23 protein-coding genes and 1 pseudogene are annotated in these 22,029 nt (G+C 61.3%); 19 read left to right on the top strand and 5 right to left on the bottom strand.

The window, feature by feature from the left end:
* Positions 1 to 13: 13 nt before the first annotated feature.
* The 3 genes from recF to dnaA form a co-directional block, all read right to left on the bottom strand.
* On the bottom strand, positions 14 to 1,078 hold the full coding sequence (gene recF / locus JM946_RS05135) for a DNA replication/repair protein RecF (protein ID WP_203166056.1): 1,065 nt from the start codon (positions 1,076 to 1,078) through the stop codon (positions 14 to 16).
* A 19-nt stretch (positions 1,079 to 1,097) separates the two neighbouring features.
* Positions 1,098 to 2,195 (bottom strand): DNA polymerase III subunit beta, encoded by a 1,098-nt coding sequence (dnaN, locus tag JM946_RS05130; protein WP_203166055.1) that lies wholly within the window; start codon positions 2,193 to 2,195, stop codon positions 1,098 to 1,100.
* Positions 2,196 to 2,414: 219 nt separating this feature from the next.
* A complete protein-coding gene (dnaA, locus tag JM946_RS05125; RefSeq protein ID WP_203166054.1) occupies positions 2,415 to 3,776 on the bottom strand; it encodes a chromosomal replication initiator protein DnaA in 1,362 nt (453 codons plus the stop codon).
* Between the two features lie 269 nt (positions 3,777 to 4,045).
* On the opposite strand from dnaA, the gene rpmH reads away from it, so the two are divergent.
* From rpmH to JM946_RS05090, 7 genes are read left to right on the top strand one after another with little or no spacing between them, the layout of a single operon-like run.
* Positions 4,046 to 4,180, top strand: a complete 135-nt coding sequence (rpmH, locus tag JM946_RS05120; protein WP_116811218.1) for a 50S ribosomal protein L34 — start codon at positions 4,046 to 4,048, stop codon at positions 4,178 to 4,180.
* Entirely contained in the window at positions 4,137 to 4,592 is a 456-nt protein-coding gene (gene rnpA, locus JM946_RS05115) for a ribonuclease P protein component (RefSeq protein WP_322110896.1), read from the top strand. The genes rpmH and rnpA overlap by 44 nt, the downstream gene beginning before the upstream one ends.
* Positions 4,574 to 4,843, top strand: a complete 270-nt coding sequence (gene yidD, locus JM946_RS05110) for a membrane protein insertion efficiency factor YidD (protein ID WP_203166052.1) — start codon at positions 4,574 to 4,576, stop codon at positions 4,841 to 4,843. The genes rnpA and yidD overlap by 19 nt, the downstream gene beginning before the upstream one ends.
* Complete coding sequence (yidC, locus tag JM946_RS05105) at positions 4,836 to 6,521, top strand: membrane protein insertase YidC (protein ID WP_203166051.1); 1,686 nt, start codon at positions 4,836 to 4,838, stop codon at positions 6,519 to 6,521. Before yidD ends, yidC begins: the two co-directional genes overlap by 8 nt.
* A 7-nt stretch (positions 6,522 to 6,528) precedes the next feature.
* Positions 6,529 to 7,890, top strand: coding sequence for a tRNA uridine-5-carboxymethylaminomethyl(34) synthesis GTPase MnmE (mnmE, locus tag JM946_RS05100; RefSeq protein ID WP_203166050.1), 1,362 nt, complete (start codon positions 6,529 to 6,531; stop codon positions 7,888 to 7,890).
* A 9-nt stretch (positions 7,891 to 7,899) separates the two neighbouring features.
* Positions 7,900 to 8,280: an eCIS core domain-containing protein gene (locus JM946_RS05095; protein WP_203166049.1), complete on the top strand. Its 381-nt coding sequence runs from the start codon at positions 7,900 to 7,902 to the stop codon at positions 8,278 to 8,280.
* 55 nt (positions 8,281 to 8,335) lie between these two features.
* A complete protein-coding gene (locus tag JM946_RS05090) occupies positions 8,336 to 9,418 on the top strand; it encodes a hypothetical protein (protein WP_203166048.1) in 1,083 nt (360 codons plus the stop codon).
* Positions 9,419 to 9,430: 12 nt separating this feature from the next.
* Here JM946_RS05090 and JM946_RS05085 read toward each other — a convergent pair whose 3' ends face one another.
* On the bottom strand, positions 9,431 to 10,333 hold the full coding sequence (locus JM946_RS05085) for a c-type cytochrome (protein ID WP_203166047.1): 903 nt from the start codon (positions 10,331 to 10,333) through the stop codon (positions 9,431 to 9,433).
* Positions 10,334 to 10,564: 231 nt separating this feature from the next.
* On the opposite strand from JM946_RS05085, the gene ada reads away from it, so the two are divergent.
* Together ada and JM946_RS05075 are read left to right on the top strand one after the other, a co-directional pair.
* Entirely contained in the window at positions 10,565 to 11,641 is a 1,077-nt protein-coding gene (ada, locus tag JM946_RS05080; RefSeq protein WP_203166046.1) for a bifunctional DNA-binding transcriptional regulator/O6-methylguanine-DNA methyltransferase Ada, read from the top strand.
* Positions 11,642 to 11,732: 91 nt separating this feature from the next.
* Complete coding sequence (locus JM946_RS05075) at positions 11,733 to 12,581, top strand: dienelactone hydrolase family protein (RefSeq protein WP_203166045.1); 849 nt, start codon at positions 11,733 to 11,735, stop codon at positions 12,579 to 12,581.
* Positions 12,582 to 12,615: 34 nt separating this feature from the next.
* Here the strand turns inward: JM946_RS05075 and JM946_RS05070 are convergent, their stop codons facing one another.
* On the bottom strand, positions 12,616 to 13,155 hold the full coding sequence (locus tag JM946_RS05070) for an amidohydrolase family protein (protein ID WP_203166044.1): 540 nt from the start codon (positions 13,153 to 13,155) through the stop codon (positions 12,616 to 12,618).
* Between the two features lie 226 nt (positions 13,156 to 13,381).
* On the opposite strand from JM946_RS05070, the gene JM946_RS05065 reads away from it, so the two are divergent.
* From JM946_RS05065 to JM946_RS05025, 10 genes and pseudogenes are all read left to right on the top strand, one after another.
* The gene (locus tag JM946_RS05065) at positions 13,382 to 13,615 is read left to right on the top strand and encodes a hypothetical protein (protein WP_203166043.1); all 234 of its coding nucleotides are present in this window, start codon (positions 13,382 to 13,384) and stop codon (positions 13,613 to 13,615) included.
* Positions 13,602 to 14,810 (top strand): pilus assembly protein TadG-related protein, encoded by a 1,209-nt coding sequence (locus tag JM946_RS05060; protein WP_203166042.1) that lies wholly within the window; start codon positions 13,602 to 13,604, stop codon positions 14,808 to 14,810. Before JM946_RS05065 ends, JM946_RS05060 begins: the two co-directional genes overlap by 14 nt.
* Positions 14,811 to 14,812: 2 nt before the next feature.
* Positions 14,813 to 15,613, top strand: a complete 801-nt coding sequence (locus tag JM946_RS05055) for a hypothetical protein (protein WP_203166041.1) — start codon at positions 14,813 to 14,815, stop codon at positions 15,611 to 15,613.
* Between the two features lie 103 nt (positions 15,614 to 15,716).
* Complete coding sequence (locus tag JM946_RS05050; protein WP_203166040.1) at positions 15,717 to 16,325, top strand: hypothetical protein; 609 nt, start codon at positions 15,717 to 15,719, stop codon at positions 16,323 to 16,325.
* Entirely contained in the window at positions 16,322 to 16,477 is a 156-nt protein-coding gene (locus JM946_RS05045) for a hypothetical protein (protein ID WP_203166039.1), read from the top strand. Before JM946_RS05050 ends, JM946_RS05045 begins: the two co-directional genes overlap by 4 nt.
* 38 nt (positions 16,478 to 16,515) lie before the next feature.
* Positions 16,516 to 17,313, top strand: coding sequence for a Flp pilus assembly protein CpaB (gene cpaB / locus JM946_RS05040; RefSeq protein WP_203166038.1), 798 nt, complete (start codon positions 16,516 to 16,518; stop codon positions 17,311 to 17,313).
* Positions 17,314 to 17,316: 3 nt separating this feature from the next.
* Entirely contained in the window at positions 17,317 to 18,369 is a 1,053-nt protein-coding gene (locus JM946_RS05035) for a type II and III secretion system protein family protein (protein ID WP_203166037.1), read from the top strand.
* Between the two features lie 31 nt (positions 18,370 to 18,400).
* A pseudogene (locus JM946_RS31525) lies at positions 18,401 to 18,559 on the top strand (TadE family protein); the annotation flags it as partial.
* 462 nt (positions 18,560 to 19,021) lie between these two features.
* Positions 19,022 to 20,683 (top strand): Tox-REase-5 domain-containing protein, encoded by a 1,662-nt coding sequence (locus JM946_RS05030; protein ID WP_230979448.1) that lies wholly within the window; start codon positions 19,022 to 19,024, stop codon positions 20,681 to 20,683.
* A gap of 5 nt (positions 20,684 to 20,688) precedes the next feature.
* Positions 20,689 to 21,861, top strand: coding sequence for a hypothetical protein (locus JM946_RS05025; RefSeq protein WP_203166035.1), 1,173 nt, complete (start codon positions 20,689 to 20,691; stop codon positions 21,859 to 21,861).
* The last annotated feature ends 168 nt before the right edge of the window (positions 21,862 to 22,029 follow it).

Genomic DNA, 22,029 nt, shown 5'->3' with positions numbered 1-22,029 from the left:
ATGAGCTGCGGAATTATACCATCGGCTCGAATTGGCCCTGTTTCACGTGAAACCTCCGGCCAATGTCGATACCCCTCAAACCGCGCTCGTGGACTGAAGTGACGATCAGCTGGCTGGGGATTTCAGCGATCGCCAAAAGAAGTTTCCCCAAGTTATCCACATCCAGCTCGGCCGCTGGATCGTCCAACATGAGGGTGGTTGGCGTTGCTCCCAAAGCCGTGTGGCACTGGAGCTGAGACAGGATGAAAGCCGCCGCCAACATCTTTTGCTGGCCGCGGGACACTCGGTCCCGAGCGGGAGTGCCGTCGATCAGAAAGTTGAGGTCGGCCCGATGGGGACCGACATGGGTGGTCTTGAGTCGCAGGTCTCTAGAGATGGAGTCGTGTAGGGCTTCTCTCAAGTCGAACTCTGCGGGCCAGCCTCTTCTATACGTAATCGTGGTCTGCGGTCCGACCAGTCGAGCCGCGAGCGCTTCGAAGTGAGGACGAAGCTGTTCCACATAGAAGGAGCGCAACCGATCCACTTCGATACCGGCCGCAACGAGGTCCTGCTCCCAGGCATGGATCAGCTCTTCGGGATGACTGGTTCGGAGCGCAGCGTTCCGTTGCGACAGGGCTCGTTGGTATCGGCGCCAGTAACCGAGAAACTCACGTTTCACGTGAAACACTCCCCAGTCCATCAGGCGCCGACGACGAGCCGATCCCTCCTCCACCAGCCGGTGAACGCCGGGGTCGATAATCTGCAGCGGGAGAACTTCGGCGATGTCTGCGATGCCCGAGATGCCTTGGCCCGCGAGGTGGCCCTGAGTCCGGCCTTGGGTGTGTTCGAGCCCCGCAGTCAGGATGCCGCGAGGCGTCGCCAATCGACCAACGACACGAAAGAAGGTCGTACCGGTTCGCTTCAGCTTGTCGGCCTGGGCACTCCGGAAGGAGCGGCCATGGCCGAGAAAGTAAATCGCCTCCAGCAAGCTAGTCTTGCCGGAGGCGTTGTCACCGATGATGCCGGTCGAGCGCGAATCGAAATCGAGGCTGGCGTGTTCGATGCAACGGAAGTTATCGACCGTGATCGCAGTCAGCACCGACACTCGTCCGTCATCGTCACAGCCTCATCGGCATGACGACGTATTTGGCCTGGGGGGTGCCGCCGGAGCTCAGCAGACAGCTGTTGTTCGCATCCGTGAGGCCCAACTCCACTTCGCCACCGTCGACGGCCGCGAGGGCGTCGAGCAGATAGTTCACGTTGAAGCCGATCTCCAGCTCCTCACCGGAATAGTTGATCTCCAACTCTTCCTCGGCCTCTTCCTGCTCCGGGTTATGCGATTGCAGGACCAGCACACCCGGACGAACGGCGAGACGAATCCCGCGGTACTTTTCGTTCGACAAGATGGCCGCGCGCTGCAGCGCCGAGCGGAGCACGTCGCGATTCGCAGCGATCTTTTTGGTCGGATTGCTCGGAATCACGCGACCATATTCCGGGAAACGACCGTCAATAAGCTTGGAAGTGAAACGAATATCGCCGATCTGGGCGCGAACGTGATTGGTTCCAATCGCCAGCTCGACGTTGCCTTCCCCGGCCAGCAGGCGCTGCAGCTCGAGCACGCCTTTACGCGGCACGATGACCTGCTGAGTGGCGCCCGCCTCGTGCTCGAGCGTGGTCTCGCAATATGAGAGCCGATGGCCATCAGTCGCGACCGTTCGCAGCGTTTTCCCATCAGCTTCCAGCAACATGCCGTTCAGGTAGTAGCGCACGTCCTGCTGGGCCATGGAAAAATGGGTCTTGTCGAGCAGCCGGCGCAGTGCCGATTGCGAGATCAGCAGCGCCTTCTGGGCGCGGATGTCTTCCACAGTGGGAAAATCGCTGGCCGGCAAGGTTGCCAGAGTGAAGCGGCTTTTGCCGGAGCGGACCGTGGCGCGTTCACCCTCGACCGAAACGGTGACCTGAGCCTTGTCGGGCAGGGCCTTGATGATGTCCAGCAGCTTGCGACCCGGCAGGGTGATTTCACCCGGCGTCTGCAAGCTTACATTCGCCTTGGCCACGAGCTCCACTTCCAGGTCGGTGGCCGTAATGGACAGTTGCTCGCCGCGACCCGCGATCAGCACGTTCGCCAGGATCGGCATGGTCTGGCGGCGTTCCACAACGCCGATTACCGCTTGCAGTGGCGCGAGGATGCTTTCCCGCTCAGCACTGAACTTCATCGTGGTCACCTTGAGATTCTTAATTAGAGATTAAGTATTTAAAGAATTTATGATGATTATGAAGGCCCGCGCCGCCTGTGAATAACCCGATATTTCCACGTTCCATCAGCAGCTTACGCCAATCACAACCTATCTGCTAACTTTGCCACAGCCTGTGGCCGCGCTGTGCAGTTGTTGTGGATAAATAAGCTCCACGCACAAACCACAATTTATCCACAGTCATCCAGCCAGGGTTCTCAACAGGTTTGAGTAGTCCTCGCTGGTGCGTGTATTGGACTCGCGCAACTCCTTGATCACGCGGCAGGCGTGCAGCACGGTCGTGTGGTCGCGACCGCCAAAAGCATCGCCGATCTCCGGCAAGCTATGACTGGTCAGCTCCTTCGCCAGCGCCATCGCGACTTGCCGAGGACGAGCGATCGAGCGGCTACGCCGCTTGGACAGCAGATCCGCGACACGGATTTTGAAGTATTCCGCGACGGTCTTCTGAATGTTCTCGATGGTGACCAGGCGGTCCTGCAAAGCGAGCAGGTCGCGCAGCGCCTCCTTGGCGAAATCCATGGTGATGGCGCGGCCGGTGAACTGCGAGTTCGCTACCACGCGACGCAGGGCTCCTTCGAGCTCGCGGACATTGGAACGGATGCGCTTGGCGATGAAGAACGCGACTTCGTCGGGCAGCTCGACGCGCGTCGCTGCAGCCTTGCTCATCAAGATCGCCACGCAGGTTTCCAGCTCGGGCGGCTCGATGGCCACGGTCAGGCCCCAGCCGAAGCGCGATTTCAGTCGCTCTTCCAGGCCGTCGACTTCCTTGGGATAGCGGTCGCACGTCAGGATGATCTGCTGCTGGCCCTCGAACAGCGCGTTGAAGGTGTGGAAGAACTCTTCCTGGGAGCGATCCTTGCCGGCGAAGAACTGGATGTCGTCGATGAGCAGGGCATCGAGCGAGCGGTATGCCGTTTTGAAGTCGTTGATGGTGTTGTGCTGGAGCGCCTTCACCATGTCGCCGACGAATCGCTCCGAGTGCACGTAAGCGACGCGCGCCCGATCGTTGCGAGCTTTGATCATGTTGCCGACGGCGTGCATGAGGTGAGTCTTGCCCAGGCCCACGCCGCCATAGATGAACAGCGGGTTGTAGGCGCGGCCGGGATTTTCCGCCACCTGAAAAGCCGCGGCGCGGCCCAGCTGATTGCTCTTGCCCTCGACGAAATTGGCAAAGGTGAAATCGGGATTGAGCCGACTGCCGAGCACAGCAGGAACATCGCGAACCGGGGCCGCGGCAGGCGCGCTAGGGCGGGCACCAATCGGCTGATGTGTATTGATGGTCATGGCCGGAGCGCTCGGTCGCGAGCCGACTTCCAACACCACGGCCGGGGTGGGTGCATCACCCACCGCGTCAACCAGCTCGGAAATGCGACCGGCGACATTCTCGTTCACCCAGTCCACCACGAATCGGTTCGGGGCCAGCAGGCGCAACGTGCGTCCGTCCTCCACGGCCTGCAAAGGCCGGATCCACGTATTGAACTGCTGCTCCGGCAATTCGACTTCTAATTGCGCGAGACAGCGGCGCCACAACGAACCCTGCACGGAGTCGTCCCCTACATCGTCAAGAAAAAGATTTGTTCTGCGCCAGGTCAACGCGAGAGGCGGCGAGTCTATACCGTTGGACAGCCAGTTATCCACAGGCACGGAACGCGAATTTTGTGCGCGGAAAAGCACTCCCGAGCTTGACACTGCGGGGGGTGGTGCGTAGTCTTGCCGCCCCTCTGTGCGCGCCAGCATGTACTTGTTTTAGCGCGACTTCCGGCCAGGTCACAGTGGCCAGCCGATGTATAAGACACCGTTGAGATGCCCGCATGAAGCGTACTTACCAACCCAGCAAAGTTCACCGTCAGCGCACTCACGGTTTCCGTGCGCGCATGGCTACCCGCGCAGGACGCCAGGTGCTTGCTCGTCGTCGCGCCAAGGGTCGTAAGCGCCTCACGGTCTGAGCGTCGGCTTCGCAGCGGCACTCGCAGCTGTCCGATTCTCGACTTGCCAGCCCCGGCCCGACCGTTTCAACCGGCGCAACGTCTCCGGCATAAATCCGAATTCGATCGCGTCTACCGGGACTCGCGCCGCTCCACCGACGCCTGCTTCGCGATCCTCACTCGCAACAGTGGCGGCTCGATTCCAAGGCTTGGATTATCGATAGCCGCACGCACTATCGGGAATGCTGTGCGGAGAAACCGCATCAAGCGTCTGATTCGGGAGTCGTTTCGTCAGCATCAGCATGAACTGCCCGCGGTGGACATCGTCGTCAATGCGCGCTCCGGCGCTCGCGATGCGGACAATGCCACCATCGTGCGCAGCCTGGAAAAGCATTGGCGTACGGTCATAAAGCAATGCGCGCCGCCACAGTGAAGATGCTGACCGCCGCGATTCGCGCCTATCGCTATTTAATCAGTCCCTTGCTCGGGCCGACCTGCCGCTTCTACCCGAGCTGCTCCTGCTACGCCGAACAAGCATTGCAAGAACATGGCGCGATGCGCGGGACCTGGCTCACGGTGCGACGCTTGCTGCGTTGTCATCCGTGGCATGAAGGCGGCTACGATCCGGTGCCTCAAATCAACAACACGAGTCGCAACCCTGTGAAGCCGGTTCCTCATGGATAACCAACGCGTATTCATCTGGGCCGCGCTTGCGCTGGTCCTGTACCTGAACTTCGTCACCTGGCAGAAGGACTATGCGCCTCCGCCGCCAGCTCCATCCGCGGCAACGCAGACACAGTCTGCGAATGGCAGCACGCCGGCGAATGAAACATTGCCGGATCTCCCGTCGGCTGCCACCGATGCTCCCGCCGCTCCTGCTTCGACGCCGGCCACCAGCAGCGAAGCGACTGCGGCGAATGCCGCTGTCATTCGCGTGAAGACAGATGTTCTGTCGATGGACATCAGCACGCGCGGTGGCGAGCTGATTCGTGCGGATCTGCTGAAGTACCCAGTGGAGAAGAATCGTCCGGATCTGGCGGTTCGGCTGTTCAATCCCACCTCTCCGCTGTACGTCGCTCGTTCAGGCCTGCGCGCCGCCGACCAGCGCGCTGAGCCTACTCATCAGGCCATTTATAAGTCCGCCGCGAACGAATACACGTTGGCTGCGGGTCAAGAAGAACTGATCGTGCCGCTGACCTGGACCGACGATCAGGGCATCACCGTGGTGAAGACTTATAGATTCACGCCCGGCAGCTATCGCATCGACTTGACCTACGACGTGGTGAATACGTCGGGCGCCGACTACAAAGCGGCTTCGTACGTGCAGATCGTGCGTCACTACGAACACATCGAACGTTCCTACTTCAAGGTCGAAACCTATGCGTATCGCGGGCCGGCCATTTACGACGGCAAGGCCTATCGCAAGCTCGATATCGAGGACGAGGAAGATCGCGCGTTCAAAGCCAGCATCACTGGCGGCTGGATGGCGGCGCTTCAGCACCACTTTGTCGCTGCCGCCGTGCCTCCCGTCGGCGCGAACTACGACTATCAGCTCACCCTCGATGCGGACAATGACTATGTGCTGTCCTATCGCGGCCCACTCGAGGTGGTGCCAGCCGGCGGCAGGCACTCTTTCAAGGAGACGTTGTTCGTCGGCCCGAAGCTGCAGGAGCAGCTCGAGCAGGCCGGCCCCAAGCTGGCGCTGGTGGCCGACTACGGCATGCTGACCGTCATCGCGCAGCCGTTGTTCTGGCTGCTCGACAAAGTTCACAACGTGATCGGCAACTGGGGTTGGGCGATCATCATCGTCACATTCCTGATCAAGCTCGCCTTCTACAAGCTGACCGCGGCCAGCGGCCGGTCGATGGCCAAGATGCGCAATCTCGGTCCGCGCATCAAAGCCATTCAGGAACGCTACAAGGACGATCGCGAACAACTCGGCCGGCAGATGATGGAGATCTACAAGCGCGAGAAGATCAATCCGCTCGCCGGTTGCTTGCCCATCCTGATCCAGATTCCGTTCTTCCTCGCCTTCTACTGGGTGCTGCTGGAGAGCGTCGAGATGCGGCAGGCGCCGTTCCTCGGCTGGATCACCGACCTGTCCTCGCGCGATCCGTACTTCATCCTGCCCATTCTGATGGGCGCGGCGATGTTCGCGCAGTTCAAGCTGCAGCCCATGCCGAGCGCCGATCCGATGCAGGCCAAGATCTTCATGTTCATGCCCATCATCATGGCCGTGACCATGGCCTGGTTCCCGGCGGGCCTGGTGCTGTACTGGCTGACCAATACATTGCTGTCGATCGCGCAGCAATGGCGTATCAATAAACTGGTCGCTGCGGAAGACAGGCGGGAAAAGAGCTGAGAGGACCATGACGGCTCGGACCGGCGACACTGACACCATCGCGGCAATCGCGACGCCGCCGGGTCGCGGTGGTGTCGGGATGGTGCGAGTCTCCGGCAGCCTGGTGCCGACGATCGCCAGCGAAGTGCTCGGCGATCTTCCCGAGCCGCGCCGCGCAGCGCTGCGAGTATTCCGTGACGCCGAGGGCGAGATGCTGGATGGCGGCCTCGCCCTCTACTTCCCTGCCCCGAATTCATTCACCGGCGAAGATGTTTTGGAACTGCATGGCCATGGCGGTCCTGTCGTCATGGACATGTTGCTCGCTCGCGTGCTCGAACTCGGCGCGCGCGTAGCGCAGCCCGGCGAATTCACTCAGCGTGCTTTCCTGAATGACAAGCTCGATCTGACTCAAGCCGAAGCCATCGCCGATCTCATCGACAGCGGTTCGAGTCAGGCGGCGCGGGCAGCGCTGCGATCCTTGCAAGGCGAGTTTTCCGTCGCCGTTCATTCGCTGACCGAAGCAGTAACGGAGACGCGCATGCACGTCGAAGCCGCGATCGACTTTCCTGAAGAGGAAGTCGACTTTCTTGCGGACAGCGCTCTGCATGAACGCATTGCCTCGGCCATCGAGCTATGTGAGCAGATCACGGCCAAGGCGCAGCAGGGCGCGCTGCTTCGTGAAGGTATGACGGTGGTGATTGCCGGCCGGCCCAACGCCGGCAAATCGAGCTTGCTGAACCGGCTGGCCGGCTACGAAGCGGCCATCGTGACCGATATTCCCGGCACCACTCGCGACGTGCTGCGTGAACGCATTCACATCGACGGCATGCCACTGCACGTCGCCGATACCGCCGGCCTTCGCGACGACGCCGACATCGTCGAAGCAGAAGGCATCCGTCGAGCTCGCACCGAGATGACGCGCGCCGATCGCATCCTGTATGTAATCGACGCTACTCGCTCGCTGGACGATGAAGGCATGCAGGCTGAACTCACCGGCTTGCCGGCGGATATCCCGGTCAGCGTGGTGCTGAACAAGATCGACATCGCACAGGGCCGATCCCGCTACGAACAATCGCAGCCCCCGCGACTGCATGTGTCCGCGACGACGGGCGAAGGCATGGATCTGCTTCGTGAACATCTGAAAGAGTGCATGGGCTACCAAGGCGCTGGCACCGGCACCATCTCCGCTCGCCGCCGCCACCTCGATGCACTGAACCGCGCCTCCGCTCATTTATATGAGTCTCAGCGCCAGCTCACGGAAAAGCGCGCCGGCGAATTGATGGCCGAAGAGCTGCGCCAGGCTCAACACTGCCTTAGCGAAATCACCGGTGAGTTCACGCCGGACGATCTGCTCGGGCGCATCTTCACTTCCTTCTGCATCGGGAAGTAATCGGCGGCCATGCTTGGCCATCGCTGCAACACTCCCGCCGCAACTGCCGCCGCGCTGCGCGAGATCTTTGGCGAGTCGGTCGATCACATTCGTGTGGTCGAACATTCGTTCTATGCCCGGCTGCATCTCGGCGCGCGCGCCACGACCCGTCGCGGGCGGATTCTATTGAGGGGCTCGGCGGCGGATTTCTGGAACGATCCCGAGTTGGTGTTGCACGAGTATTTCCATGTGATGCGCCAGTGGCAGCCGAGACGGCTGACGATCTGGAGATACCTGACGGAGTCGGCCCGGCACGGCTACTGGCACAACCGTTTCGAGATCGAAGCCAGGGCCTTTGCCGCAGCGCACTGGCAGGCATTCAGGCGGCGATTGCAAACGTGGCAGGATTGAGCGGAGGATTGCGTTAGTAACTTCGCCGGGCTTCGATCTGGATGTGGAGGTTACGATGCAAACTCAGACGGCCAGAACTATTCCTACACGCGCCCTGCTGGCAGGCGCGATCGCCGCGATCCTCACCAGCGCTGCGCAAGCCGATGTGACCATCGAGGAGCGGATGTCCATCAACGGCGCCGGGCTGATGTCGATGGCGAACATGAGTGGCACTACCACCACCACCATCTCCGGACAGCGCGCCCGCACCGAAAGCAATCTGCAATTTCATTCGGGCTTGATGCGCACGTTCGCGCGCGGGCTGGGGGAGTCGGTCGAGATCGTGCGGCTGGATCAGGAGAAGATGTATTCGGTCAATGAAAAGAAAAAGACCTATACCGAAACCACCTTCGCCGAAACCCGCGCACAGATGGAAAAAGTGACGGGGCAGATGCGCGAGGCGCAGGCGTCGCAACGACGAGCGACTTCCGGAGTCGACGATTCCCAGTGTGAATGGTCCGAGCCCAAGGGCGAGGTGCAGCGCGCGGGCGAGACAGCGACGATCGCGGGCTATCAGGCCGAGCGAGTCACCGTGCTCGCCACACAGTCGTGCAAGGACAAAAACACCGGGCAGGTTTGTGATTTCGGGCTGGTCATGGATCAGTGGGTCGCGCCCGACTTCGCGGCATCCGCGGAAGCCCAGGCATATCAGCTCGCCTTCGCCGAGAAGCTCGGTTTGGGCGCGGCGGGATCACGTGATTTCGCTGAACGCGCCGAGTCGATGTTCGGTGGCTTCGAGGGCATGTGGAAAGAGGTCGCGACCAAGATGCGCGACGTCAAGGGCTACCCGGTTCGAATGAGCTTCGGATTGGGCGTCGGTGGTCCCCAGTGTAAAAGCACCCAGGAGATGCAAGCGGCCGGCGGCGCCTCCGCGACGGCGCCGAGTCTGAGCCAGGCGCTCGGCGGCGCTTTGGGCGGAATGTTCGGGAAGAAAAAACAATCTCAGCCAGAAGCGGCGCCACCGCCGGCACTCTTGCCGGGCGGGCTCATGTCACTGATGGGGATGAGCACCGAGCTGATCTCGGTGAATAACAACGCTGTGGATCCGCAAATCTTCGAGGTGCCGGTGGGCTACAAGAAAGTAGCCCACGGCGATTGAGTCGGCTTCAGATCAGCGTGTGCCGGACGCTTTGGGTTGGAGCGTTTTGAGGAATCCAAACACCGCATCGAGCTCGGCATCGCTCATGGCGCGCAGGCTCTCGAACGGCATCACCGCGACGGGGGTGCCGTCCGCCCGCCTGCCACTGCGCATCATTTCTCGAAACTGCTCGGGCGAGGTATAGCGCGTCATCACACCGTCTGGAGCGGAAGTGAGGTTTGCCGCTGCCGGCCAACTCGGAGGCGCGCCCGGGATCTTGCCGCCGGCGAGACCGGCACCATGGCAACCAGCGCAAGTCCTGGCGATGTACTCACCCTGCGAGTGCAAGTCGCTCGGCACTCGGGCCGGCGCGGGCTTGGTGTGATCGATCTTCTCCGATGCGTCGGTCGTGACGCCGAAGGCATACAGGGCTTTCAACATCAGCGGAATCCGCATCTCGGCCTTTCTTTCCGGAGCGGGCGGAAGGGCGCGGATGTATGCAACCAACGCTGCAACGTCTTCGTCGGCCATCTGCGCGTAGTCTTCGCTCGGCATGATGAAAACGGGGGTGCGCGCCGGCTTCAAACCATGACGCAGCAGCGCGATCCAATCGGTATCGGTGTACGTCGCGGCCGCTCCGCTGCCGCCCCGAGTGATATTCGGCGTGTAGACATAGAAGCCGCTGCTGCTATCGTCGATCACAAGCCGCCCCTCGCCTTTGGCGCCGTGACATTCCGAGCAGCCGCGCGTGAGGAAGAGGTATTCGCCACGCTGCATGTTCGGAGTGTAAGAGGCGAGATCGATGGCGCCGACCTTCACATCGACTACACGATTCAATTTGCGTTCGCTGAGGACCATCGCAGCCCCAACGGTCACACCGATGCCCGCGGCCAGGACGACCAGTGTGCCCCCGACGATTTTGATGAGCTTGTTCATGGCGGCGTATTCTGCATATCGACCGCAGGAATACAGCGTACCAACGGGCACCGGACAGTTGCCCAAGAGGGCCGAGCGGTACTGACTTTCGAGAGGGGCCGGTTACACTGGCAACCTGCCTTCGATCCCGCCATGGCCAAACATCGACCGCGAAAATTGCACAGCAAGAGCCGGGAATCCTCCACGCCGGTCGCAGGCGACACTGCGACGTGGGCAAAGAGGAGAAGCGCCATGTCGACCCCAATCTTGAACGAAGAGGACTTGTGGAACGCGGTGCAAAGCCGTGACGCCAGCCGCGACGGTGAGTTTTTTTACGGCGTCATGACCACCGGTGTTTACTGTCGGCCATCCTGCAACTCGCGACGCGCCCTGCGCAAGAACGTTCGTTTCTTCGCATCCACCGAGGACGCGGAGCGCGCCGGCCTGCGCCCCTGCAAGCGATGCCGGCCTACCGGCGCACCAGCCAATGTTTTGAATCAAGTCGTGCACCAACTGGCGCGACAGATCGACGCGGAACCGGAGCGAAAACTCAGCCTCGAGCAGCTGGCGAAGCGCGCCGGCTACAGTCCGTTCCACCTGCAACGCAGCTTCAAGGCCATCATCGGCAGCAGCCCGAAGGAATATCAAACCGCCGCGCGCGTACGCACCCTGAAGAAGGAGCTGCGCAACGAAGCGCCGGTGGCCGACGCGATCTACCAAGCCGGCTTCGGTTCGGGCAGCCGGGTCTACGAAAAGGCCGACGGTCAGCTCGGCATGACGCCCAGCGAATATCGCAGTGGCGGCAAGGGCCTGACCATTTCGTACGCCAGCGGGCAGACGCCGCTGGGATTGCTGATGATCGGCGCCACCGATCGCGGCATCTGCTTCCTGCAATTCGGCGATACCGCTGAAGGACTGCTGAGCGAGCTGAAGCTGCAGTTTTCGGCGGCCACGCTGCAACCGATGCCGGACAGCTCACGCAGCGAGTTCGAATCGTGGATGGCTGCGCTGAATCGGCACCTGCGAGGACTCGAACCTCGCCTGGACCTGCCGCTGGATGTGCGCGGCACTGCCTTTCAGTTGATCGTGTGGCGCTATTTGCAGAAGGTGCCCTACGGCGAGGTCAGATCGTATGCCGAAGTGGCTGAAGCGATCGGCAAACCCAGCGCGGCGCGAGCCGTGGCGAGGGCTTGCGCGACCAATTCGATTGCGCTGTTGATTCCTTGTCACCGCGTCGTGCGCGGCACCGGCGAGCTCGGCGGCTATCGTTGGGGCATGCAGCGCAAGCGCGTTCTGCTCGATACGGAGCGCGCGGCCAGCAAGCGATGATCCAGTTCACATCTTGGCGTCGATTTCTTGCGCACCCAGCGCTCGTGCTGATAATGAGCGCGCATGCGTTGAGCATGCTGCAGGAGGCGGTATGTGCCTGGGTTGTATCGACGACAACGAGTCAACATCGACGCGGCGGGACTTTCTAGCTACGGCCTTGCAGTTGACCGCCGCGACTGCGTTCAGCACCAAGGCCGTGGCGAACACCGCTGCCATTGTGTGGGACATCGAAGGCCGGGGACTGACGATCGATAACGATGGTGTCCTGCTGCCCGCTTACACGGCCGTCCCGATGGGCACGGACAACCGCACCACGGTCGTGATTCTTCACGACAGCCCGGGAATCTCCAAAGAATTGCAAGACCTCGCGCGGGATGTGGCGCGCACCGGATATGTTTCACTGGTAATCGATTGCGCGATGCGCGGCACCGCTCAGATCTCCACGCACCCGGACGCATTGCTTAGTGAGGCGTTCGCTCGTGACGTACAGAGCGACGTGCGCGCCGGCATCGTGACATTGAACGGCAACCTGCCGAATGCCAACCCGGTGGTGATCCTTGCATTCGGCGCCGCGGGCTACACCGCTCTGCGCATGGCATTGAACGATCCGCTCGGCATCGTCGGCGTGATCGCGATGTACACGCCGATCGAAACGCCCGTGAAATCCAATACGGATCCTCGGCCGGATCTGATTACGTTGCTGGCGCGCCTGAATGTACCCGTGCAGTTTCATACAGGGACGGCCGACCCGGCGATCAGTCGGGATCAGATGAACTGGCTGGGAAGATTCGTCGCCGTCGAACCCGATAGACGAGAGCTCTATTTATATGGAGGCGCCGGTCCGGGCTTCTACATGCCCTCCTCGCAGCACTACGACGAGGGCTATCACGTGCTGGCGAAAAAGCGCTGGCAGGAATTCCTCGCCAAACGGTTCAGCTGACCCTCCAGCCGTAGCCATAAGGTCAGCCGATCGATCACGGCTGTACGACGACCTGGCCGTGCCTCATCACGAACACCGGCTTCTCGGTGGCCGCGATGTTGTTCAGCACGTTGCCTCTCACGGCGACGATGTCGGCGATCTTGCCGGCTTCGAGCGTGCCCACTGCAGTGCCGATGCCAAGCGATTTGGCCGCTTCTCGCGTGCCGGACCTCAAGGCGGCTGCGGCCTCCATGCCGATCTCGACCAGCAACGCGAACTCCTTCGCATTCATGCCATGCGGTGATACGCCCGAATCGGCGCCGAACGCAATCGGCACGCCCATCTTCAACGCATAGCGAAACACCTGTTCGTGCTCGGTCAACGTCGCGCGCGCTTTGGCGGCAATGGCCGGCGGATACTTCGCGGCCATTTGATTCACCCAGTACACCGCGAGTCGGGTCGGCACCAGGTAAGTGCCCTTGGCCCTCATCAGCTTCAAGGTTTCATCGCTGAGAACGCTGCCGTGCTCGATCGAATCGACGCCGGCTTCGACAGCTTGTCGCGCGGCCAGATCGCCATGGCTATGCGCCGCCACTTCGCGACCTCCGACTGGGGTGGTGGCGGGACGATACCCGTTCACGTTTCAAAGGAAGACAGGGCGGGTATTTCTGGTGGAAAGCGCATTTATTGGGCGCTTTGGAGCCGCTGCGCGCCATTACTGTGTCGCCGTCCACCCCAAGGAGACTGCGATGAGCACAAGGAACGTGATTTCGTCGGCGCGCGCGCGCCTGTGCCCGATGACTGGGCAACGCGGCCAAGGAATGAGCGAGTACATCATCATCACCGCGCTCGTGGCCGTGGCCGGCATCGGCCTGTTCGCCGCCTTCGGCGATGTGCTTCAGAACCAGATGGCTGGCATGAGCCGCGAGATGGCGGGCCAGTCGGCCACCCAGGACATCAGCGACGCACAGGCGTCGGCCACAACAGCGCAGAACCGCGCCGCTCAGGCGGACAGCCTCTCCAACTATAACCAGCAGACCAATGCTGCTCAGTAATCACCATCGAGGGCAGATCGCTCCTGTCGCGCTGTTTGGCATGCTCATCAGCAGCGCCGTGCTGGTGGTGATGTTCAACACCGGACAGAGAGTGACGGAGCGATCCCATGTCGCCAACGCCGCAGACGCTGCGGCGTACAGCGGAGCTGTGTGGACGGCGCGGCATCTGAATTTCATCGCTTATAGCAACCGGGCGATGATCGCCAACCATCTCGCCGTCGGTCACTTTGTTTCTTATGTGAGTTGGGTTCGGTACCTCAACGACTCACTGGCGGCGATAGATCGGGTGACGCAGTGGATTCCATACGTCGGTCAGTATGTGGACATGGCTGAGCAGATCTCGGCGCAAGTTCGCGATGTGACCGAGCAGTCGGCAGAGATCGCTATACCCGCCCTCGACGCGTGGAATGCAAACATTCGCGCGGCGCAGGCTGAAGCACACGCTTCTCTCGCCTTTCGCCATCTGCAGAACCTGATGTCCGAGACGGGTCGTGCCTACGATCCTCACATCCTGATCAACGATCGGGATGCCCTCTCGCGCATGCCGGTTGAACTGCGTCACATGCTCGATGCCCAGCTGATGACGCAGTCAGCGGCCGTGCCTGCGTTCATTCAGCGCTACAGCGTCGGCCGCGACAGCAATGCCTTGCAAGAGCTCGTCACTGCGAGCGTGCGTGGTAACGAAGACCTGCAGCGCTGGGTTGCAGGTGAGAGAGGCTGGCGCGAGAACCTGCTTGCGGTACAGCTGCGCAAGCGCGGCACGACATCGCATTCACAGACTGCAGATGGCGCTGACTGGCGCGCCGAGGACCAACTTCGATATCGCACTCGCAGTTTGTTTGGCTGGCGCAGCTGGCGCCGGATCGGCGATCGCGTCAGCTCTGCCAGTGCACGAGAGTTCGACTCCGACTACGCAGGCGTGCCCGCCCTCTACAACGTATCGGGCCAGCCAGGCGATAGCTCGCTCCGCATCGCCGCGATCGCCACCAAGGCGCAGGCGCGGATTGCATCTGCAGACCTGCTGGGCATGTCAGCTTCAGACCATCCGTTGGCAGTGGCAGCGACCGCACGCGTGGAATTCCAGCGGCCCCGTGGCTTGGCGTTCGCCGCACTGGGGGAGCGCAGGCACGAGTACGCCAATCTGTTCAATCCTTTCTGGGAAGCGAAGCTCGCGCCCGTCGTCTGGAGCTTTTGATCATGACTGTGAGACTTTCGATTCGCGGCAATGCTCTGGTCGAGACCATCGTGGCCCTGGTCGCGCTGCTGCCCTTTCTCGGAGGCATGGTGCTGCTCGGCAAACAACTGGATATCAAGCACAAGAGTTTCGATGCGCTTCGATATTCGGTCTGGGAACGTACTGTCTGGAGCGCAAGTGACAAAAGCGACTCCGAGCTCGGGGCCGAAGTTCTGGATCGTTCCTTCGGCGATCCGCGAGCTGGGATGTTGCCCATAGAGTCGCTTCGCACCGAAGGCGTGTCGCAGAATCCGCTGTGGCGCCATCAGCGGCAGCCGCTGATTCCTTCGACGGGCGCGATTTCTTCCAGCGTGGGTGACGGCGAGTCGCCGGTCGAAGCGGGGATGATCCTCATGCCGGGGTTGGCGCACGGCACCGGCCCGCTCGGCGCGGCAGCGACTGCGCTCCAGATGGATGATCTCGGGTTGAACCGTCGCTCGTTTGCGAGCGCTTCCGTGTCCGCAACTGTCGAGCGCCTGTTGGCTGATGACCCCGCCCAGTCATTGATTCAACGCGCCACCGGCGCGTTGCTCAGCGATGCCTGGTCACCTCGTGACGAAGGTGAGCTCGGCCGCCGAGTCGATCGCATCACCGCCGACGAGCTCATCGAAACACTCGAACAACCTGGTCGGCCCATCGGCATGCAGGCGTTGGGCAAAGGCGAAGCGCTGTATGGAGAAGGTCAGTATGGCTGGGATCCTCAGCTGCGGCCGCGATCCGATGCCCTTCCCTCCGCATATGTGGGCGAGCGGGAGGCCGAGTGACATGGTTGCCACCCAGCTTTCAATCGCGGCGCTGATCATCTGCGTGCTTGTATGTCCCGCTCGAGCAGAGCCTCTCGCACGTACGACCGCCGCGTTGCCTGACTTGACTGCTCCACCCGACGGCACTGCTCAGTGGATCGCTCGCAGCATGCGCATGAACGGCTTGCCGATGACTCTCAAAGCGTTTCAGTCACGCTTGTCACCCGACGCCGTGCTGGCTCACTACGAATCGGTACTGAAAACCTCGGGCAGTCACGAGACCCGTCGGCTGAGCCGCTCGCCTTGGCAGGTGCTCACATTCAAGTCGCGCGACCATCTGATCTCCGTGCATGCACGAGCCGTGAGTGCCGGAAGTGAAGGGACCATTCTGGTCAGCCCTGCGCTCGAAGCTGCCGCGCTTCGTATGCGCACGCAATTTCCAAGACCACCGACCGCTCGCCTCGTGAACCTGCAGCAGTACGACGATGCGGGCATGGCGTCGGAGCACATCAGCCTGTCGAGCGAACGAGGTCCCTTCGTCGAAGCGCAAGCTTTCTCGCAGCTCCTGATCCGCAACGGCTGGACGATGATCGACACGCGTCCTACGCATCAGATGCATCGCGGTTTCGTGTTGCAAGCTCAGCGTGAAGCCGAGCAGGCGCTCCTGGTCATCATGCCGGACGCGGCGCGCGCATCGGGCACCGCCATCGTCATCACATGGAAAAAGTCATGACGAGCAAGCGATCGCAACGAGGTTGGACCTCGGCCGAGTACGTGGCAATTCTGGCCGGACTGATGGTGCTGTGGCGGGGCTCGCAGATTCTGCTCGAGCTGCTCGCCGAACATCACGATGAATTCTCCTGGGCGCTGACGATTCCCTTCTGATCGCCCGCTTCGATGGCTGATTCGCTCAAGGAACGAGCATGAAAGGCATCTGGATCACGACTCTCATGGTCGGTGGCGCGCTCGCCGCCGGCGGTGGGGCAGCGTACTTCGCCAAAGGCTACATCAATAACGAGATGCGAGCCGAGCGCGAGCAGCTCCATCGTCAATATCAACTGGTGAACGTGGTGGTCGCGAAGGCGAACCTGGCAGCAGGCGCCGTGCTATCCAGTCAGACGGTGGCCTTGCGTGAGGTGCCACAAACGTTCTTACACGCCGATGCCGTGCGTTCGGGGCAGTGGGCAGATATCGCCGGGCGGGTCTTGTCACGCAGTGTGAGGAGTGGCGAGACCATTCTCAACTCGCATCTCGCTCACGGCGTGGGTGCCGGGTTCTCGGCTCTGCTCGCTGATGGCATGCGCGCGCTGACGCTCCCAGTCGATGAAGAAGCTTCGATTGCCGGAATGCTTGCTCCGGGCGATCGCATCGATCTGCTGTTCACTACTGCAGCAGGGAATGACAGCGTCACTGTGCCGCTGTTGTCGACGGTTCCGGTGATCGCAACCGGAGTGCGCACAGAAGCCAACTCGAATTCGCTGCCGGAGCGACTGCAGTCCGCTGCGTTTCGAAACATCACTGTTGCAGTGAGCCCGAGCGACGCTGCCAGGATCACGCTTGCACAGGAGGCCGGACGGATCACTGTGGCGCTCAGGCAGCCGAATGATCAAGACCGCGCTCACATAGCTCGCGTCACGAAGAGCAGCTTGCTGAGCGCGGACGAGCCTACCCGGCAATCGCGTTCGCGGACCCGTGTTCAGATCATTCTTGGCGGAGTTTGAGCTATGAGCGTCATCACTTACGGCGCTTGGTTGCTCGCCGCGCTGATGATGAACAACGCCGAGCCGCAAACGGTCAGCTCGCCGCCGGTCGCCGTGCTCTCGGTGCCCGAAGGACAAAGTCTGGTGATTCGCACACCCGGCGTGAAGCGTGTTTCCGCCGGCGATGGCGCCACCATCGACATCAAAGTGCTGGACGATACGCAGGAGATTCTCGTGCTCGGCAGAAAGGCCGGCACGACCGACTTGCGCATCTGGTCTCGCGATGGATCGAACGTCGCGTATCTCGTGCAGGTGCTTGGGGTCATGGACCCTCTCGCCGCGCCTGCACGCGTGCTGGAAGCGGAGTCCACCATCTTGATCAACGCGAAGTTGATCGAGGTTCGCAAGTCCGCTCTGCGCGATATCGGCGTCGATTGGGCGGATGTCGCCGTGGGTCCATCGCTCAGCACCTCGGGCGGCTTCGATATCACCAGCACTCTCGACTCGGTGATCCATCTGCTGATGGATCGCGGCGACGCGCGGCTGCTCGCCGAACCGACGCTGACTTGCATCAATGGCGGCCAAGCCGACTTTGTCGTGGGCGGCGAAGTGCCGATTCCCGTGCAGAACCAGGATGGCGCGCTCAACGTGGTCTTCAAGCAGTTCGGCATCCTGTTGAACGTCGAGCCGGAAGCCAACGATGCCGGCTTGATTCGCACCAAGGTGGGCGTCGAGGTCAGCAGCGTCGACAAGGCCAATAGCGTGTTGGGCATCCCGGGTTTTGCGACCCGCAAAGCCCACACGGAAATGAATGTGCAGTCCGGCGAGCACATGGTCGTCGCGGGACTGTTCAGCGCCGACGATGCGAAGACGGTCGCCAAGATTCCCGGCCTCGGCTCCATTCCCGTTCTAGGCGAGTTGTTCAAGTCACGTCAGTTCCGGCGTGGCGAGACGGAGCTGGTGGTGTTGGTGACGCCGCAGATCATCGATTCGGCGGCGGTGAGCGATGACATGCAGCGCTTCGATCGACTCAAGCGCGAATCGGATGCCGCGTTGAAGCCCCGACTCAAAGACTGATCACCGATTTTGGCAAGGAAGCGAGCGTCACATGGATGTGACATCACCGACAGGCCGTGCCCGGCGGCAGTGGGGTGCTGCAATTGTCGAAGCGACGATTGCACTGCCGCTGCTGATCGTCGTCATTCTCGCAGCGGTTCAGTTCGGCTTCGTCTATCAAGCGAAGGCGACGCTCAATCATGCAGCTCTTCAGGCTGCGCGCGCTGGCGCTGTTTCCAATGCAACTCCGCAATCGATTCGGCGCGGATTGGCGCAGGGGCTGGCGCCGCTGCGTTCTCCGGACAGTTCGCTCACGAGTGTCGCAGAGGCCGTTGCGCGTGTCGAAGGCGAGCTGCTCACCGATGCGCGGATTCGCATCCTCAACCCCACACAGGAAACGTTCGATGATTTCGCCGTCGAGGTCGATGGCGTTCGCGAGCTACCGAACGATCGGCTGCACGCCCGCGACACACGACGGGGCTCCCGCGGCGGTCTCAACATTCAGGACGCGAACCTGCTTCGCGTCGAGGTCACCTATGGATACGAGCTGAAGGTTCCTCTCGTCGGCGGCCTCATCTCGCGATTGTTGTCGCCGGCGCGTGAGCAGGATTCGTTTCATCAGCAGTTGCTGCGGCGGAATCGATTGCCGATTACGTCGACCGCGACGGTGCGGATGCAGAGTCCGCTGCGGTTTAGTGAACTGCTGGTCTCGCGCGATGCACTTTCTAACGTCGCGCGAGTGGCTCTCGAAGGCGGCAGCCATGGTGGTGGCGCCAGCCACAACGGCGAACAAGAAACGGAAGATGCGCAGAGCGCGCCGGGCTCTTCGTCTCGCGGTAGCAATCTCGGCGACTCCTTCTTTGGTTTCGGCTCGGCTGAGTCATCCGCGGACGATGAGGATTCAGCTGACCAAGGCGGCGACTCCACTGGTCCAGATGAGGACGATTCCTCGGACCAACATCCCGGCGACGATGATGCCGACGGTGGCAGTTCCGCGGGTCCTGGCGGCGATACCCCTCTCTGCTCGGTAACAACTGTCGATCCGGCGCCTGCTGCTGCGGACCGCAGCGCTCTCGGCCGAGTCTGGGACGAGCTACGCAGCCTTGCGACTGATGCTTACGAGTTCGTTCGAGGCTTCTGGGAAGGGCTGCAGCAGCAGATCGGTGATCTGGTTGCTGCGATCACCGATCCGGTTGAGACGGCTCGTGGTGTGTACGAGCTGGCGATGGCCTTCATGGAGGATCCGGCCGGCACGGCGCAGACCATTGGCGCGGCGCTCGGTCATGACCTCAGCCAGCTCATTGAATGCGATGCGTTCGATCGCGGTCGGGTGCTGGGCAGCTATGTCAGTCCTGCCTTCATGCTCAAGCTCGCGGCCAAGCTTGCTCGCTTTGGCCGTGCGGATCTTGCTGCTGCTGCCGATGCGACTCGACGTGAACTGGGCTGCGCGAGTTTTGCTGCCGACACTGCGGTGTCGGCCGGGGCGCGCAGTGTGCCCATTCAGTCGCTCTCACCTGGCGAGTGGGTCGATGCGCGTAACGATCGCACTTATCTCGATCACTCGCGGCTCGTTACTCGGGTTTTCGAGCGACGTGTTTCTACACATCGTGTTGTTGAGACTGAGGGCTCGCGACTCGTTGTTAGTGATGAGCACCCGTTGTGGGTGCAGGGTCGCGGCTGGACGCCGGTTTCCGATGTTGAAGTCGGCGCACCCCTCGCGACGGCCGGTGGCGACACGCTGGTGCTCGTTAATCGGCGTGTCGATGCGCCGCTGCAGGTTTTCAATCTCACTGTCGCGGACGACGCCAGTTACTTCGTCGGCGCCGAGCGTGTGTGGGCGCACAACGCCACCTGCACGATCCGCGTTCCTTACCATGTCCCTCGCAGCCCCAGCAACTTCGCCCTCGGCGCCACCGACGGCGGCCCCGGCACCTGGTCCTCCATCACCCGGCCGGACAATGACGCCTATCGCTACCAGGAACGCATCACCGGTGCGCCTCGCGGCGTCGAGTACAATGTCAACGGCGTCAACTTCGACGGCTACGACGCCACCCGCAACGCCCTCCTGGACGCCAAACATTGGACCCAGGAGTGCCCGCTCGGAGATCGGTGTCGATATGAGCCGCTTAAGCGCGCGATGGCTGATCGCTTGCTTGAAGAGGCGCGACGACAGTTGGATGCGATCAGGGGTCATGACACCCGAATCGAATGGAGAGTGGTGGATGAAGAGATGGCCGTTCGAATCGGAGAAATTCTCGATCGCGGGATACCCGACATTGATGATAGACGTGGGATCACTGTTATCTACACACCCCTCAGCGACATCTCGGAGTAGCTCACATGGATTGTTTTCAGGACGAGACCATTGTTTGGGCAATCTCGAAATTCAAGACCCCAGACTCGCTCCAGATGTTCGAAAACAAGACGCGCTCACTACTGCACGCATTGCGTGACACCAGCCCAGCTTTTGATCGCCTGATAGTCGTCGGCAAGGACAGGACGTCCTTCCTGACCTCCGACGTCGATTTTGGGAGTGTGGTGTCATCGCATGTCTTCGATGCAAGGAACACGGGAGACTACCTTAATCTCCGCAATGAAGAGCTCGGCCCAGAAACACTCAGCAGGATTGGCTTCTCTCTATCCTTCTTGTCTCCTGGCAAGGAGAGCACAACAACTATGGCGGAACCGGGCGGCATCGAGATCAAGCTCCAAGGCGTCTCGGCGGGCGTTGAAAGCAATGCGAGCGCAGTGATCTGCCTATCGAAGAGTTCCGTGTTGAGTCTTACGAAGCCTCCGGTAGTCAGGCAGCTCTTATCGTTACTTATAGAAAAATGGCGATGCGACCTCGCAGGTGTCTATCTTTCGAAGTTCAGGAATGCAATCAGGATGACAGAGCAACCATCATACGCCGGCCAATGGCTCTACTACCTCCCATTCCCTAACCTAGCCACCTGCCTCCCAAACGACATCCATCACGAACCCTTCGCCAACGGCATCCTGATCCAAACAACACCACACATGCCCGACGCCAACAACCCGGCAGACGTAGCTGCCGGCATTCGGGTGCGAGAGGTGCTGGACGAGTTTGGGCTGGTGAACGACGCGACGTACGCGATAGAAGGCTGGCCGCCAGACAGGGAAGAAGAAATATACGAGCAATTCATCAGCGGCGCGCCCGCGAACAGGAAGTACACAGTTCACTGCATCAACTTCGACGGCTATGACAGCCAGAGAAAAGTCCTGCTCTACGCCAAACTCTTCCGACGTCTCAAGAGACATCCAAAGGAGTGGGGCCTGAGAGGCTGGGACGGCCCGGTGTTGAATGAAGCGAAGCGCCAGGTACGGGCGGCAGCGAAAGCCGGTGGGGTGCCGATCGAGTGGCACATCGGCCTGGAGGAACCGGCGCATCAAGTGCGCCAGCTGCTGGCCGACTACACCAACATCACTGACCAGCAGCTACGAGTGATTTACACACCGCTGCAAGAGGCACTGAGCCGCTCGAAGCCGCAATGAAGACGAAGCAGGCGAGCTAGGCAGGGACGAAGCAGGCGACAACGCGCTAAGCAGGGCCGAAGCAGGAACAACAGAGGCAAGGACGCCAATGAAACAAGTCGACCGCACATCGAACCGGCTCCACCCGTTCGACCGCACATCGAACCCGATTCGCCCGTTCGATCGAAG

Origin of the sequence: Steroidobacter gossypii, from assembly GCF_016801985.1 — a bacterium.
Classification (GTDB): domain Bacteria; phylum Pseudomonadota; class Gammaproteobacteria; order Steroidobacterales; family Steroidobacteraceae; genus Steroidobacter; species Steroidobacter gossypii.
Note: the sequence above shows the minus strand (reverse complement) of the source record. Positions and strands in the feature narration are given on the sequence as shown.

Bases quoted from the DNA above. Each gene is read 5' to 3' on its own strand.
- JM946_RS05060 (WP_203166042.1), top strand. From the start codon at position 13,602: ATGCTGCTCAGTAATCACCATCGAGGGCAGATCGCTCCTGTCGCGCTG.
- JM946_RS05055 (WP_203166041.1), top strand. From the start codon at position 14,813: ATGACTGTGAGACTTTCGATTCGCGGCAATGCTCTGGTCGAGACCATC.
- ada (WP_203166046.1), top strand. From the start codon at position 10,565: ATGTCGACCCCAATCTTGAACGAAGAGGACTTGTGGAACGCGGTGCAA.
- JM946_RS05085 (WP_203166047.1), bottom strand. From the start codon at position 10,333: ATGAACAAGCTCATCAAAATCGTCGGGGGCACACTGGTCGTCCTGGCC.
- yidC (WP_203166051.1), top strand. From the start codon at position 4,836: ATGGATAACCAACGCGTATTCATCTGGGCCGCGCTTGCGCTGGTCCTG.
- dnaN (WP_203166055.1), bottom strand. From the start codon at position 2,195: ATGAAGTTCAGTGCTGAGCGGGAAAGCATCCTCGCGCCACTGCAAGCG.
- JM946_RS05025 (WP_203166035.1), top strand. From the start codon at position 20,689: ATGGATTGTTTTCAGGACGAGACCATTGTTTGGGCAATCTCGAAATTC.
- rpmH (WP_116811218.1), top strand. From the start codon at position 4,046: ATGAAGCGTACTTACCAACCCAGCAAAGTTCACCGTCAGCGCACTCAC.
- yidD (WP_203166052.1), top strand. From the start codon at position 4,574: ATGCGCGCCGCCACAGTGAAGATGCTGACCGCCGCGATTCGCGCCTAT.
- JM946_RS05035 (WP_203166037.1), top strand. From the start codon at position 17,317: ATGAGCGTCATCACTTACGGCGCTTGGTTGCTCGCCGCGCTGATGATG.
- JM946_RS05045 (WP_203166039.1), top strand. From the start codon at position 16,322: ATGACGAGCAAGCGATCGCAACGAGGTTGGACCTCGGCCGAGTACGTG.
- JM946_RS05065 (WP_203166043.1), top strand. From the start codon at position 13,382: ATGAGCGAGTACATCATCATCACCGCGCTCGTGGCCGTGGCCGGCATC.
- JM946_RS05075 (WP_203166045.1), top strand. From the start codon at position 11,733: ATGTGCCTGGGTTGTATCGACGACAACGAGTCAACATCGACGCGGCGG.
- JM946_RS05095 (WP_203166049.1), top strand. From the start codon at position 7,900: ATGCTTGGCCATCGCTGCAACACTCCCGCCGCAACTGCCGCCGCGCTG.
- JM946_RS05030 (WP_230979448.1), top strand. From the start codon at position 19,022: ATGCAGAGTCCGCTGCGGTTTAGTGAACTGCTGGTCTCGCGCGATGCA.
- JM946_RS05090 (WP_203166048.1), top strand. From the start codon at position 8,336: ATGCAAACTCAGACGGCCAGAACTATTCCTACACGCGCCCTGCTGGCA.
- mnmE (WP_203166050.1), top strand. From the start codon at position 6,529: ATGACGGCTCGGACCGGCGACACTGACACCATCGCGGCAATCGCGACG.
- cpaB (WP_203166038.1), top strand. From the start codon at position 16,516: ATGAAAGGCATCTGGATCACGACTCTCATGGTCGGTGGCGCGCTCGCC.